The organism is Nostoc sp. (assembly GCF_036917515.1).
In the GTDB taxonomy this organism is placed as follows: domain Bacteria; phylum Cyanobacteriota; class Cyanobacteriia; order Cyanobacteriales; family Nostocaceae; genus Nostoc.
Genome location: NZ_JBALDE010000175.1, coordinates 35,113 through 48,494 on the forward strand (window position 1 = coordinate 35,113; position 13,382 = coordinate 48,494).

At 44.9% G+C, this 13,382-nt stretch carries 8 protein-coding genes and 1 pseudogene; 6 read left to right on the forward strand and 3 right to left on the reverse strand.

Going from position 1 to position 13,382, the window contains the following annotated elements:
• Positions 1-194 precede the first annotated feature (194 nt).
• Entirely contained in the window at positions 195-2,888 is a 2,694-nt protein-coding gene (locus V7K89_RS23410) for an AAA family ATPase (RefSeq protein ID WP_335191403.1), read from the forward strand.
• Here V7K89_RS23410 and V7K89_RS23415 read toward each other — a convergent pair.
• The 3 genes from V7K89_RS23415 to V7K89_RS23425 all read right to left on the reverse strand — a co-directional run bounded on the left by V7K89_RS23415 (position 2,848) and on the right by V7K89_RS23425 (position 5,342).
• Complete coding sequence (locus V7K89_RS23415) at positions 2,848-3,141, reverse strand: hypothetical protein (protein WP_335191404.1); 294 nt, start codon at positions 3,139-3,141, stop codon at positions 2,848-2,850. The genes V7K89_RS23410 and V7K89_RS23415 overlap by 41 nt on opposite strands.
• A gap of 82 nt (positions 3,142-3,223) precedes the next feature.
• On the reverse strand, positions 3,224-4,339 hold the full coding sequence (locus V7K89_RS23420) for an ABC transporter permease (protein WP_335191406.1): 1,116 nt from the start codon (positions 4,337-4,339) through the stop codon (positions 3,224-3,226).
• A gap of 121 nt (positions 4,340-4,460) precedes the next feature.
• The gene (locus V7K89_RS23425; RefSeq protein WP_335191408.1) at positions 4,461-5,342 is read right to left on the reverse strand and encodes an Npun_R2479 family HD domain-containing metalloprotein; all 882 of its coding nucleotides are present in this window, start codon (positions 5,340-5,342) and stop codon (positions 4,461-4,463) included.
• Between the two features lie 546 nt (positions 5,343-5,888).
• Here V7K89_RS23425 and V7K89_RS23430 point away from each other — a divergent pair.
• From V7K89_RS23430 to V7K89_RS23450, 5 genes and pseudogenes are all read left to right on the forward strand, one after another.
• The gene (locus V7K89_RS23430) at positions 5,889-7,346 is read left to right on the forward strand and encodes an efflux RND transporter periplasmic adaptor subunit (RefSeq protein ID WP_335191410.1); all 1,458 of its coding nucleotides are present in this window, start codon (positions 5,889-5,891) and stop codon (positions 7,344-7,346) included.
• 84 nt (positions 7,347-7,430) lie between these two features.
• Positions 7,431-10,580: pseudogene (locus V7K89_RS23435) on the forward strand (efflux RND transporter permease subunit).
• 125 nt (positions 10,581-10,705) lie between these two features.
• On the forward strand, positions 10,706-11,182 hold the full coding sequence (locus tag V7K89_RS23440) for a hypothetical protein (RefSeq protein ID WP_335191413.1): 477 nt from the start codon (positions 10,706-10,708) through the stop codon (positions 11,180-11,182).
• A 203-nt stretch (positions 11,183-11,385) separates the two neighbouring features.
• Positions 11,386-11,667, forward strand: coding sequence for a hypothetical protein (locus V7K89_RS23445; RefSeq protein ID WP_335191415.1), 282 nt, complete (start codon positions 11,386-11,388; stop codon positions 11,665-11,667).
• 89 nt (positions 11,668-11,756) lie between these two features.
• Positions 11,757-13,316 (forward strand): HEAT repeat domain-containing protein, encoded by a 1,560-nt coding sequence (locus V7K89_RS23450; protein ID WP_335191417.1) that lies wholly within the window; start codon positions 11,757-11,759, stop codon positions 13,314-13,316.
• Positions 13,317-13,382 lie beyond the last annotated feature (66 nt).

Below are 13,382 nucleotides of genomic sequence, written 5' to 3' on the forward strand. Positions count from 1 at the left end.
CCCAACCCCTCCTTTCCAAGGGGGGATTGAGGGAGGTAATTCGACTTGTGTATACACCGTAGCCCCCACGGGGGGAGAGGCTTTGAAACCCAATTTTAGTTTTTCTCTGCTTGTATGAAACCACCCTGCCCTTCCTTTATAGGGAAGGAAGCTGGAGGGTTAGGTTCTTCACAGGTGATGATGGAGGTTAAATAATGACCCTTGTACCCCGCTTAGACTTAGCGCCTAAGTTGAAGCGTCCTCTCTTGCTGTGGAATCCCTTGGATTATCTACGTCTGCTGTATTGGGTGTTTTTCTTTCCCCAAGCTTTGCGGTGGTATGTGTATACATTCGGGGGTGGTATTCTTGAAGGGGAAATGAATTGGCGAAAGGGATGGGAGTTATTGCGTCAAAATGCTATTCAACGTCAGTTACTTTTCCAAGGATTATTTTTAACAGTAGTTATACCTGTAACTGTAGGTCTAATTTTCCAGGCAGTAAACATTCCCGTTAACTGGTTCGGTGTGGCGTTCGGCGTGGCGTTCGGCGTGACGGTAGGCGTGACGGTAGGGGTGGCGGTAGGTGTGGCGGTAGGTGTGGCGGTAGGTGTGGCGGTAGGTGTGGCGGTAGGCGTGGCGTTCGGCGTGACGGTAGGGGTGACGGGAGCCGTGGCGGTAGGCGTGGCGGTAGGCGTGGCGTTCGGTGTGGCGTTCGGTGTGGCGTTCGGCGTAACGGTAGGGGTGACGTTCGGCGTGACGGTAGGCGTGGCGGGAGCCGTGGCGTTCGGTGTGGCGTTCGGTGTGGCGTTCGGCGTGACGGTAGGCGTGGCGGGAGCCGTGGCGTTCGGTGTGGCGTTTGGCGTGGCCTTTGGCGTGGCGTTCGGCGTTGCGTTCGGCGTGGCAGTACTGCGTCCAGAAATCTGGCTTATTGGCTCACCTTTAAACTTGCGAATCATCCGAAACGGTAATTGGCTACTCCCCCGTATCACTCCGCTTCCCCTTCCTAATCTTGTTTGGCGCTTGGAAAATTGGTTGCAAAATGATTGGGAAACAGGTTTACATAATACTAATGAACTTCTGGCATATACCCTACAATTCATTCCTGTTGTCCAAGCAGTCAATAAAGTACTTGCCAAAATCTCCTTAGAGCAACTTATTTGGACTGTCTCTCGATTGGCGGCAAATCCTTTTGATTGGAATATAGTACGTTTTGCTTCAGCTTCTTTAGATGAAACCCTAAAGTCAAGGTTTATCAAAGATTTCTTCTCCTTGTCTTGGTTCTTTTTCTTCCCTCGTTCTTGGCGAGAAGGTTTACAGGCTCGTCTGAACACAGACACTCGCTTAAATACTCCTGCCCGTGCTGCTGCTGCTGGTTTCTGGCATCTGCATGAAAAAGAACCTGCCAGAGCAATAAAGGCTTTTGCTGTACTGCGTTCTCTACTTTACGGTGAGGAAATGTATACCCTTGCCCAAACTCTAGCAGTGTTTCAGAAAGCTCAAAAACCTGCCTCTATTGCTAGTATCCAAGTTCCTCTTTTTCCACAGGAACCGCTTTTACGTCCAGTTTCTTGGAAAATCCTCGCTAATCTGCGACGAGTTGTTGAAGATATGCAGTTTGTGAACCGTAGCGTCTCACGTTCAGCCAGGTCTTTAGCTCTTAATCGAGCATTAGGCGAACTAGGAAAAATCCTAAATCAAGCCGACACATTACCACAAGCAGAGCGAAGGTTAATAATAGATATCGCTCAAGCTTGGCAAAAAAGCCTTTTACAAATCGCTGGTGAAGTGGGAGAAATTTCTATCACCAAGCCTGTGGTTAATCCTTATGTTGTAGGCGACCCCGTTCAAGATCATCTCTTTGTTGGGCGAGAAGATATCATCAGACAGTTAGAAGAACTCTGGGTGATGGGTAATCAACTCCAGTCTGTAGTTCTCTACAGTCACAGACGCATGGGCAAAACTTCTATTCTGCTTAATGCTGCTAACTGTCTAGGCTCACAAATACAGCTAGCTTATGTCAACTTGCTACGTTTGGGAGATAGCCCCCAAGGTGTGAGTGAGGTGCTAATGGCAATTTGTGATGAAATTTCTCAAACTATAAAACTTCCACCCCCAACTGACGCTGATTTACTAAATCTTCCCTACCGGACTTTTGAACGCTATTTAAAACAGGTGGAAGCAAACTTAGACGGTGGGTTAATCATTGCCTTAGACGAGTTTGAGAAAATTGAAGATTTAATTGAAGCGAAAAAAATCCCTATCGACTTTATGGGTTTTTTGCGCGGTTTAGTGCAAATGAGTTCTAAAATCGCTTTTGCATTTGCTGGTTTGCACACTTTAGAAGAGATGACAGCAGATTATTTTCAACCCTTCTTTGCCAGCGTCATTCCTATTCATGTAGGCTTTCAAGAACGTGCAGCTACCCACCAAATTCTTGCTAACCCAGGTAATGAAGACTTCCCCCTCGACTACATCCCGGAAGCTTTAGATGAAATTTATGCTTTGACACACGGTCAACCATATTTAGTGCAACTACTGGGTTTTCAACTAGTACGCCGCTACAACGACTTTGTTTTTGAGCAAGGACGATCGCGTGACCCAGTTTTCACAATAGAAGACGTGGAAGCAGTTATCAATGACCCTGAGTTTTTCAAACGGGGACGCTACTACTTTGATGGGGTTTGGGGTCAGGCGGCGCGGGGTGCTAAGGGTCAACAAGCAATTGTACAAGTGCTTGCACCTCACTCAGAAGGGCTAAGTCTGGATGCCTTAGCTCAGTCTACAGGTATGAACGACACCAATTTACAGGAAGCACTGAATACTCTGAAGCGTCATGATGTGGTTGAGGAAACTCAGGGAAGCTGGCGGATTATGGTAGAACTGTTTCGTCGCTGGGTTTTACAGCAGTAGAGTACGAGCGATGCCTACGGCTGGCTACGCCTACGCATTTGTTACTTCGGCGATCGCATTTGTTACTTTGGCGTTCGCATTTGTTAATTCGGAGTTCGCATTTGTTACTTTGGCGTTCGCATTTGTTAATTCGGCGTTCGCATTTGTTAATTCGGAGTTCGCATTTGTTACTTTGGCGTTCGCATTTGTTAATTCGGCGTTCGCATTTGTTAATTCGGAGTTCGCATTTGTTAATTCGGCGAAAAAGCGTCAATCCTTCTCCCCTGCCCCTCTGCCTCTCTGCTCCCCTGCTGTCTAAATGTGCTTTCTTAGGTGCTTAACAGCTTATTGAGGGCTTATCTTCTTAAACTGCGCGGGTCAAGTGCATCTCTCAGCCCATCACCGAGTAAGTTGAATGCTAGCACTGTGAGGATAATCAGCACAGCCGGCGGCCAGATTAACCAAGGTTGCAGTACCAAAATTGAAGCATTGCTAGCCAGAGATAACATATTGCCCCAAGAGGGGTCTGGTTGTTGAATTCCTAAACCGATGAGACTTAGTATTGCCTCTGCGCCAATAAAGCCGGGAATTGCAAGCGTAGCAGAGATAATTACATAACTAGCCGTTTGTGGCAAAACGTGACGGATAATTATATAAATTGGGTTCCCGCCCATCGCACGCGCTGCTTGGACAAATTCTCGCTCTTTAAGTGATAGTACCTGTCCCCGAATTACCCGTGCTAAACCAGCCCAGCTAATAACCGAAGTAATCACCACAATCAGCAAAAAGCGCTGGGTACTACTTAAACCTGCTGGTAAGACTGCACCCAATGTTACCAAAAGATAAATACTAGGGAAAGTCATTAACACTTCTGCCAAGCGCATAATGATGCTATCAGTCACACCGCCGAAATAGCCAGAAATTCCCCCGATAATCAAACCGAGGGGATAGGTAATGATAATGCCAAAAATCCCAATAAACATACTGATGCGACCACCGTGCAGCAGGCGACTGAATTGGTCGCGACCTTGGTCATCAGTACCCAAGATGTTGACTTTTGCGCCAGTTGTTGTACCAAATAAATGCCAATTTAAGGGGATACCAGAAAAAATTGTGACTTCATCCCACTTCGGGGGTAGTGGCAAACTCATCTGCAACAATTGGTATTCTACCCCGGAAACAAATAGACGTAAGGGTGAAGGCTTTTTTAAGTCTACAATGAGTTCGCGATCGCCTGTATCTAAATTAGTATCTCCCTGAGTCGTCGGATAAACATAAGGCCAGGTAAACTGCCCTGATTGAGAAACCCAGTGTATCTTCGTTGGTGGCAGCAGTGAACCATTAGGCTGTGAAGCATAGGGATCATAAGGAGCTACGAAATCAGCTGCAATTACTCCTATATAGAAAATTAACAGCAAAATTGCCCCAAAGCGTGCCAAAGGATTTTTCTTAAGTCGTCGCCACCAATCCATAGTAGTTAGGAGTTATAAGTTAAAAGTTATGAGTTATTAAGCTTTTATCTTAATTCATAACTCATGATTAATAATTTTCAACTCCCAACTCCTGTACAAACAAGGGTTAATCGCGTCTCTCCTAATTCCCAACTGCTAATTTCTCTAAATACCGCTGCTGTTCTTCCTGTTGTTTTTGATGTTCCACAACAAATACGTTTGAGTAGAGATTAGCGAGAATTTGTTTTCCCTGTTGTGTCAATGATAGGTAATGCAGTCCTTCTTGGATATAAGGATAGACGCCATTCCAGTAAAACTTAGCGTAGTTGTTACGCAAATCGGCAGGAGTTTTATAGCCTAAAACTTTATTTACACCAGTTTCTTCAAATTCGTAAAATAAAGAAGTAATTTTCTTCAGGTAACGTGGGTCGCTTAGTTGACCAATCAAATCAGCAGCACGCACTAATCCTGCAAAGCACTTCGTATCTTGATGATCCTCTGCCGCAGGCACGGGAAATCGAGTCAATTCAATATTGCTTTTAATTGCCTCAGCATCTATTAACTTGTGACCTCCAAAACGCTCATCAATAAATAGCTTGGCTCTATCAACATGATACGGTGTCAGACTGGCATCAGAAGCGCCAGCAGCCACAGAAATCATTTTGCCATTTTTACCTGTGGCATATAAGTTTGCTGTTTCTCGGTCTTGTCGGCAAACTCCCTTAACATAACCAATATCATGACTGACTAAAGAAATAATACAATGCAACCAGTCTTCACTAGAAACACCGCCTTCTCTAATGTGTTTGCCACGTAAAATTTCTTGTCCTACCAGGGTGACTAAGACAGTGTGTTCAACATTGTGGTAAAGGGCATCGCTATTGGCAATATTTTCCAAAGCCATGTTACCTGCCCAGGCGATAATGTCTTGATAATCATTTTTAAAGCAACCATAAGTGCGGCGATAGCCCTCTCGAATTTCATTTACGAAGGCATCAATCAAAATTTCAGTGGCATTGAACATATCTGCTTACTCTGGTAAATATCAATTTTTTATTGATTTGATTAATTTCAAAATTCCATAATCAAGGCTACCCTTGCTGGAATTCCTTTGTAACTCACGTGTAGCTGTAGATGCTAGTTTTATCTATGTCTGGATACACAGCTTCCTGACAACCAAAGGCTTTAAAGAAATGATTAATTACGTATAAAAAATAATTTACTGGTGTACCAAGGTACATAAACACTTTCGATTTTAATTAAATAAATTTAGATCAGTTATATCAGTTTTTCATATTTAAGCATTGGTTGACAGTGATCTAAATACAGATGGTGTGTGACATAGAGTAGCTTTATAAGATGAGAGAATTTTTTGATCATAATCTATATAAAATTTATTATTACTTTTTTCGTAATTTCTCTGAGTGAGAAAGTTATATTATATACTGTTACAGATAAAAGACATTTACTATGAAATGCGTCATAGTTGATATCGAAGTAAATAAACTTCAAGTTTTCTTAAGAAAATACCAAGATTTGATGTGCATAGGCAGAAAGTAGAGGTGAAACTGTGAGCGATGAAAGTCTTTCAGAAGTTGAAGTGCAAGAAGCTATAACCTCTGAAGATAGGAATTTTTTGAGCAAATCAGATCAAAAACAAACCAGGGGGTGGTTGAAGCCATTATTCTTGGGTACTGGTTTAGGAATTGCGATCGCCTTGGTGGGGATGAGTGTATTAAATCGTTTTCCATCCCGTCAAAAAAGTCCGGTAGCGGATAAAAAAGTTAACCCAGCGATGACAGTCACCATCGCCACAGTAGAAACCGCCCGTGTTGTCCGTACACTCAAAACTACCGGGACTGTAGCCGCGAGTGATTTAATTCCGGTGCTACCGCAGACAAACGGTTTACAAATTAAAAGCATCCCGGCAAATGTCAAAGAAGGAGCTTTTGTCAAACAAGGGCAAGTGTTAGCAGTGTTAGATGGTTCCATACTGCAAAACCAAATTAGCCAAGCAAAAGCAGATGTGGAATCGAAACAAGCAGATGTAGCATCCAAACAAGCCGATTTGGCATCCAAGCAAGCCGATTTGGCATCAAATAGAGCAATAGTCCAGCAAAGACAAGCCGATTTAGCTCAAGTCAAGGCAAGGCTAGAGGAAGCAGCCAAAAATTATCAACGCTATCAACGACTTGCTGACTCTGGAACGATCAGCAAACAAGAACTTGATACTCGTTCTTACGCTGTAAAAACTGCCATAGAAGTTGTCAACCTGTCCCAAGAAAATGTGCGTAGTGCCCAGGCTAATATCGGCAGTGCCCAAGCCAATATTAATAATGCCCAAGCGATCGTTAACAAAGCCAAAGCCGATGTCAAAAGCAGTGCTGCCAAGGTACAACAACTACAAACTCAGCTGGGACAAACTGTGGTACGTGCGCCGGTTTCGGGAATAATCGCCGAGAAGCTGGCTAGAGTTGGTGATGTCACTGGTGTACCGCCGCAAACTCAGGTGGAAACGGTGATTGGTGGTACACAAAAGCTATTTTCGATTATCCGAGATCAAAAGCTAGAACTTCAGGCGAAGGTGCCCGAAACTCAACTAACTCAGGTGAAAATTGGCGCATCGGTGCAAGTTACTTCTGATGCCGATCGGCGGGTGCGATCGCAAGGACGAGTCAGGGATATACAACCCCAGGTGAACGATCAAAGACGTGAGGCGACAGTGAAAATTGACTTGCCACCAACAACTTTACTAAAACCAGGAATGTTTGCTAGTGCTGCAATTACTACTGACTCAGGGATGAGAATAGTAGTGCCACAAAAAGCAGTCCAGTCCCAAGCTGACGCAAGTGTAATTGTATTCATCTTATCAGGTGAAAATACAGTCAGCAGCCAGAAAGTCGAGTTAGGAGATCCTGGTAATAACGATACAGTAGAAATCAAGAGTGGGTTACAGTTAGGCGATCGCGTTGTACTTAATGGTGCAGGCTATCTCAAAGATGGCGATCTAGTTCGAGTTGTAGATTGAAAAGAATGGGAATGAAGAATCGGGAATGGGAAAAATAACCAATGACAAATGACTAATCCAAAATCTCAAATTTAAAATTTCCCGATGTCTTTTAATATCTCAGCCTGGTCGATTAAAAAACCTGTTCCGACAATAGTTTTATTTTTAATTTTGACAGTAGTGGGTTGGTTCTCTTTCATATCCTTGGGGATTGATACTAACCCAAATATTGATGTGCCAACAGTTTTGATCAAAGTCACCCAACCAGGTGCAGGCCCAGAAGAACTAGAATCCCAAGTGACGAAAAAAATTGAAGATGCCGTCGCGGGGTTGGGCAATATCGATTACATGATTTCCACCGTTAGCGATGGGAATTCTCAGACGACAATCAATTTTATTTTGGGTACAGATAGCGATCGCGCTACTAATGATGTCCGCAATGCGATCGCTCAAATTCGCCAAGATTTACCCCAAGATATTAACGATCCAATTGTGGAACGCCTAGAATTTTCCGGCGGCCCGGTGATTACTTACGCAGTTAAATCAGATCGGCGTTCTGTAGAAGAGTTAAGCAATCTCGTAGACCAAACTATTAGCCGTGCCTTGTTGGGAGTCCGTGGTGTCGCACAAATTCAGCGCGTGGGTGGTGTTGACCGAGAAATTCGCATTAATCTTAATCCAGACCGTTTACAATCTTTAGCGATTACCGCCACTCAGGTAAACGATCAAATCCGCGCTTTGAACATTAACTTACCTGGTGGACGTGCCGAAGTTGGTGGTAGCGAACAAAGTATCCGTACTTTAGGAAGTGCCACCAGTGTGGATATTTTGAAAACCTACGAAATCGTTTTACCACAAGGTGGTTCCGTACCTTTATCTAGCTTGGGAACTGTAGAAGATAAATTTGGTGACGTGCGCCAAGCCGCCCGCTTGAATAATCAACCTGTGGTAGCTTTTCAAGTCTTGCGTAGTACTGGCAGCGTTCTAGTGACTGTAGAAGAAGGAGTGAAAGCAGCAGTCAAACAACTGGAAAAAACCCTTCCCCCAGATGTGAAGCTGGATTTAATTTTTACTAGAGCTGATATTGTCCGCCAATCTTACCAAAGCACTATTGATGAATTGATTCAAGCTTCCGTGCTGGCGGTGATCGTTATTTTAGTGTTTTTGCGGGACTGGCGAGCAACATTAATTACTGCTATCACCTTACCACTATCAATAATTCCCACCTTTGCAGTGCAACAAGCCCTTGGTTACACCCTCAACAACATGACTTTGTTGGCATTAGCGCTGGCGGTGGGTAACTTGGTCGATGATGCCGTTGTCGAAATTGAAAACATGGAACGGCATATCGCTATGGGCAAGTCAGCTTGGGAAGCTGCTTTTGACTCTTCCGACGAAGTAGGGTTAGCGGTAATTGCAAGTTCAGCGACGATTATTGCAGTGTTTCTGCCCGTTGCCTTTATGGGTGGGATTCCAGGACAATTTTTTCAACCATTTGGCGTTACCGTTGCCGTTTCCACAATTTTCTCAACTCTTGTAGCGCGGATGGTGACGCCGATGATGGGTGCGTATCTGTTAAAGGAGGCAGGGGAGCAGAGGGGCAGGGGAGCAGAGGGGCAGGGGGGTAGGGGAGTAATAAAATTCTAAAATTTTAAATTTGCACTTCCAGGTAGTAGGAAGGGAAGTAAAAAATTTGGAAATGAAAAGCGTCAGGGTTTTCAACCTTATAGATCACTTTTACAGTGGGCGTTACGCCATAGATTGACAACAATGGCGATCGCTTTCGCTTTTTTTATTGCCAGTCTGATGCTGGTTCCCTTGATTCCCAAGGGTTTCGTTGATGATGGTGACTTTGGAATTTCCAACGTATCTATAGAATTACCTCCTGGTTCCACTTTGGCAGATGTTAACAAGGTAGTCACACAAACAACTGACATTATCCGGCAAAACCCAGTAGTTGAACGCGTACTAGCAACAGAAGAGATCAATTCTGCCACTCTTGCAATTAATCTCAAACCCAGAGAGGAACGAAATATTTCCCAAAAACAGTTTGAGGAACAAGTGCGTCCTGCCTTTGAACAAATACCAGGGGCTAGAGTTAGTTTTCAAAGTCAGTCACCGGGTGACAGTCGTAAAGCTTTATCAATTGTCCTCAGAAGTGAAAATCCCGAAGCATTGAATCAAGCTGCTGATGCCTTAGAAAAGCAGATGCGATCGCTAGCTGGATTGGTAGAAGTAGCTTCTACTGCAAGTTTGGTAAAACCAGAGATTTTGGTAATTCCGAAACCACAGCGGGCAGCAGATTTGGGGGTGACAGTGCAAGCGATCGCTCGGACTGCTTCCCTTGCAACCATCGGCGATAATGAGGCGAACTTAGCGAAATTTAATTTAAGCGATCGCCAAATCCCGATTCGCGTCCAAATCGATCCGCAAGCGCGGGCTGATATTAACACAATCACAAATCTGCAAGTCCCCAGTCAAAATGGTAGATTAGTTCCCCTAATAGCAGTGGCAGATATCCGCTTTGGTAGCGGCCCTGCTACTATCAACCGTTATGACCGCGCCCGTCAAGTTGCTGTAGAAGCCAATTTGCAAGGAATTTCTTTAGGAGAGGCAGTCCAGACAATCAACAAACTACCTGTAATGCAAAACTTACCGCCAGGAGTAGTACAGCAACCATCAGGTAGTGCCAAAATTATGCAAGATATTTTCGGTCGCTTTGGCGGTGCGTTGGGGCTGGCATTAATGTGTATCTATGCAATTCTGGTACTGCTGTACAACAACTTCCTCCATCCATTATCGATTATGGCAGCTTTACCCTTTTGTTTAGGCGGCGCATTGGTAGCGTTGATGGTTGCTCAAAAACCCTTGGGAATATATGCCCTGATTGGTATCGTGTTGCTGTTGGGGATTGTCACCAAAAACTCGATTCTGTTAGTTGACTATACAATCATCAACATCCAGTCAGGTAAAACTCAGCGTCAGGCACTTGTAGAATCGGGTGTGTCACGTCTACGCCCAATTTTAATGACTTCTTTAGCAACGATCGCCGGGATTCTGCCCTTAGCATTAGGAATCGGCGTGGGTTCTGAAGTTCGCCAACCAATGGGAATTGCGATTATGGGCGGTTTTACAACTTCCACTCTGTTGACACTGGTAGTAGTGCCAGTGATATTTAGCTACATTGACAACTTCCAAACTTGGATTATGGATACATTGCGCTATGGCTTTGGCAAGAAACCATCGCGCCAATAATTGTAGAGACGGCGATTTATCGCGTCTCCTTAACCGAACCGTATTGCTTTTGCCCTAGTACCTATTGTGCGATCGCATTTACCAGTGGGAATCATAACAAACAGATTCACCACAGTAAATAACCAATGGCTTACCAAAACATCACCGCCTCCCTTTCCCCAGCAGATATCCGAGAAATTAAAGCAGCCTTTGCGACTATCCAAGCAAAGATGCCTTTTCTCGTAACCCTGAGTGTGGAAGAACGACGCAAGTTATTTAAGATGGGCGATAAAAGCCTAGCTTTCGTCAATACCAGCCTGACTGCGGCCCAGTCTAACCGAGAAATTCTCCCAGCCAGCTTTGATGTAGATGATTTTGTCCGGGATTATCAACTTGCAGCAACGCTTACCGAACTTTTGATTGGATTGCGACAACTGACAGAACAAGTAGATGATACCTTAATGGCAGTTGGCAGCGAAGCAATGGGCAGCAGTTTGACAGTTTATGATTACGTCAAGACTGCTGCTAAGAAAACTCCAGGGTTAAAAAGTCTTGCCGAACAGTTAGGCGATCGTTTTAAGGCTATTAAAAATAAACCTACTAAAACTAACTCTGGTTCATAGGCTGAAAATCTTGCCAAAGATACCGGAACAGTCAAAGGGGAAAAGTTAAAGGGAAATTTAATTCCTTTTCTTGTCCCCTTTTTATTTTGTCAACTGGTGAATGAGTCTTTATACCAAGTTGCGTTCTGTTGTAGTAATTTGTGGTTAGGGGAGATTGCTTCGCTCCACTTCGTTTCACTCGCAATGACAGGTGATACCTTTGATTGCAACTTGGTATTAATACTCGCGCGAGAGTCTTTGATATTCGTGGACGAGTCTTTGATACTCGTGCGAGAGTCTTTGATACTCGCGCGAGAGTCTTTGATACTCGCTCACGAGTATTAAAGACTCGTGAGCGAGTCTTTAATACTCATGCGAGAGTCTTTAATACTCATGCAAGAGTCTTTGATACTCGTGGACGAGTCTTTGATACTCGCGCGAGAGTCTTTGATACTCGTGGACGAGTCTTTGATACTTGTGAATGCAGATCGCCTACTACTTGTTGATACCAAGTTGCATTCTCAATCAGGAATTAGGAATTGCGGAGTTGTTATTATACTCATAACCGCGTCTAATCTGCCACCTTGCTCTAAACATGGTCACAACTCCCCGCCACCGCAGCAAGCTTTCTCGTTTTATCCTTTATACTTTAGCCTTTATCCTTTCTTTCCTTTTTTGCTTGCCTTGGGTTAACGCTAAAGAAACCCCCAAACCCAAACCCCAAGATTGGCAGATTAACGGTATATTAGCCGCCCTTGATGATGGACTTGACCAAGTTAAGGGATATGCTCTCAAGCAATTAGTTGAATATAATCTCAAAGATTTAAAATCCCTAGCGAAGAAACCAGAGGATATTGCCGAGAAAGCTGCCAAAATCCTCAAGGATGAAAAGGTGGACACCTACGTTCGTTATGGTGCGGCATCGGCATTGGGCAACTTGGGAGACGCCGCAGCCAAGTATGTCCTTGACATCGCCAAAATCCTCAAGGATGAAAAGGTTCCCGCCACCGTTCGTTCAGATGCGGCATCGGCATTAGGCAACTTGGGAGACGCCGCAGCCAAGTATGTCCCTGACATCGCCAAAATCCTCAAGGATGAAAAGGTTCCCGTCACCGTTCGTTCAGATGCGGCATCGGCATTGGGCAACTTGGGAGACGCCACAGCCAAGTATGTTCCTGACATTGCCAAAATCCTCAAGGATGAAAAGGTTCCCGCCACCGTTCATAGAAGTGCGGCATCGGCATTGGGCAACTTGGGAGACGCCGCAGCCAAGTATGTTCCTGACATCGCCAAAATCCTCAAGGATGAAAAGGTTCCCGCCACCGTTCGTTATGGTGCGGCATCGGCATTGGGCAACTTGGGAGATGCCGCAGCCAAGTATGTCCCTGATATCCTCAATATCCTCAAGGATGAAAAGGTTCCCGCCATCGTTCGTTATGGTGCGGCATCGGCATTGGGCAACTTGGGAGACGCCGCAGCCAAGTATGTTCCTGACATTGCCAAAATCCTCAAGGATGAAAAGGTTCCCGCCACCGTTCGTTATGGTGCGGCATCGGCATTGGGCAACTTGGGAGACGCTGCAGCCAAGTATGTCCCTGATATCTTCAATATCCTCAAGGATGAAAAGGTTCCCGCCACCGTTCATAGAAGTGCGGCATCGGCATTGGGCAACTTGGGAGACGCCGCAGCCAAGTATGTTCCTGACATCGCCAAAATCCTCAAGGATGAAAAGGTTCCCGCCACCGTTCGTTATGGTGCGGCATCGGCATTGGGCAACTTGGGAGACGCCGCAGCCAAGTATGTTCCTGACATCCTCAATTTTCTCAAGGATGAAAAGGTTCCCGCCACCGTTCGTTATGGTGCAGCATCGGCATTGGGCAACTTGGGAGACGCCGCAGCCAAGTATGTTCCTGACATCCTCAATTTCCTCAAGGATGAAAAGGTGGACCTCACCGTTCGTTATGGTGCAGCATCGGCATTGGGCAACTTGGGAGACGCCGCAGCCAAGTATGTTCCTGACATCGCCAAAATCCTCAAGGATGAAAAGGTTCCCGCCACCGTCCGTTATGGTGCGGCATCGGCATTAACGAATATTAGAAAACTGGAGTTAAAGGAAGTTGTTGTAATTCTGAATAATATAGCAGTTCCTGCTTGAGTGCAATACAGTATGGGATGATGGAGTATATCAACGTCTAAGTGCCTGTAGAATGAAACCTTACTC

Coding starts and splice junctions, on each gene's coding strand:
- V7K89_RS23410 (WP_335191403.1), top strand. CDS start 195: ATGACCCTTGTACCCCGCTTAGACTTAGCGCCTAAGTTGAAGCGTCCT.
- V7K89_RS23420 (WP_335191406.1), bottom strand. CDS start 4,339: ATGGATTGGTGGCGACGACTTAAGAAAAATCCTTTGGCACGCTTTGGG.
- V7K89_RS23425 (WP_335191408.1), bottom strand. CDS start 5,342: ATGTTCAATGCCACTGAAATTTTGATTGATGCCTTCGTAAATGAAATT.
- V7K89_RS23440 (WP_335191413.1), top strand. CDS start 10,706: ATGGCTTACCAAAACATCACCGCCTCCCTTTCCCCAGCAGATATCCGA.
- V7K89_RS23450 (WP_335191417.1), top strand. CDS start 11,757: ATGGTCACAACTCCCCGCCACCGCAGCAAGCTTTCTCGTTTTATCCTT.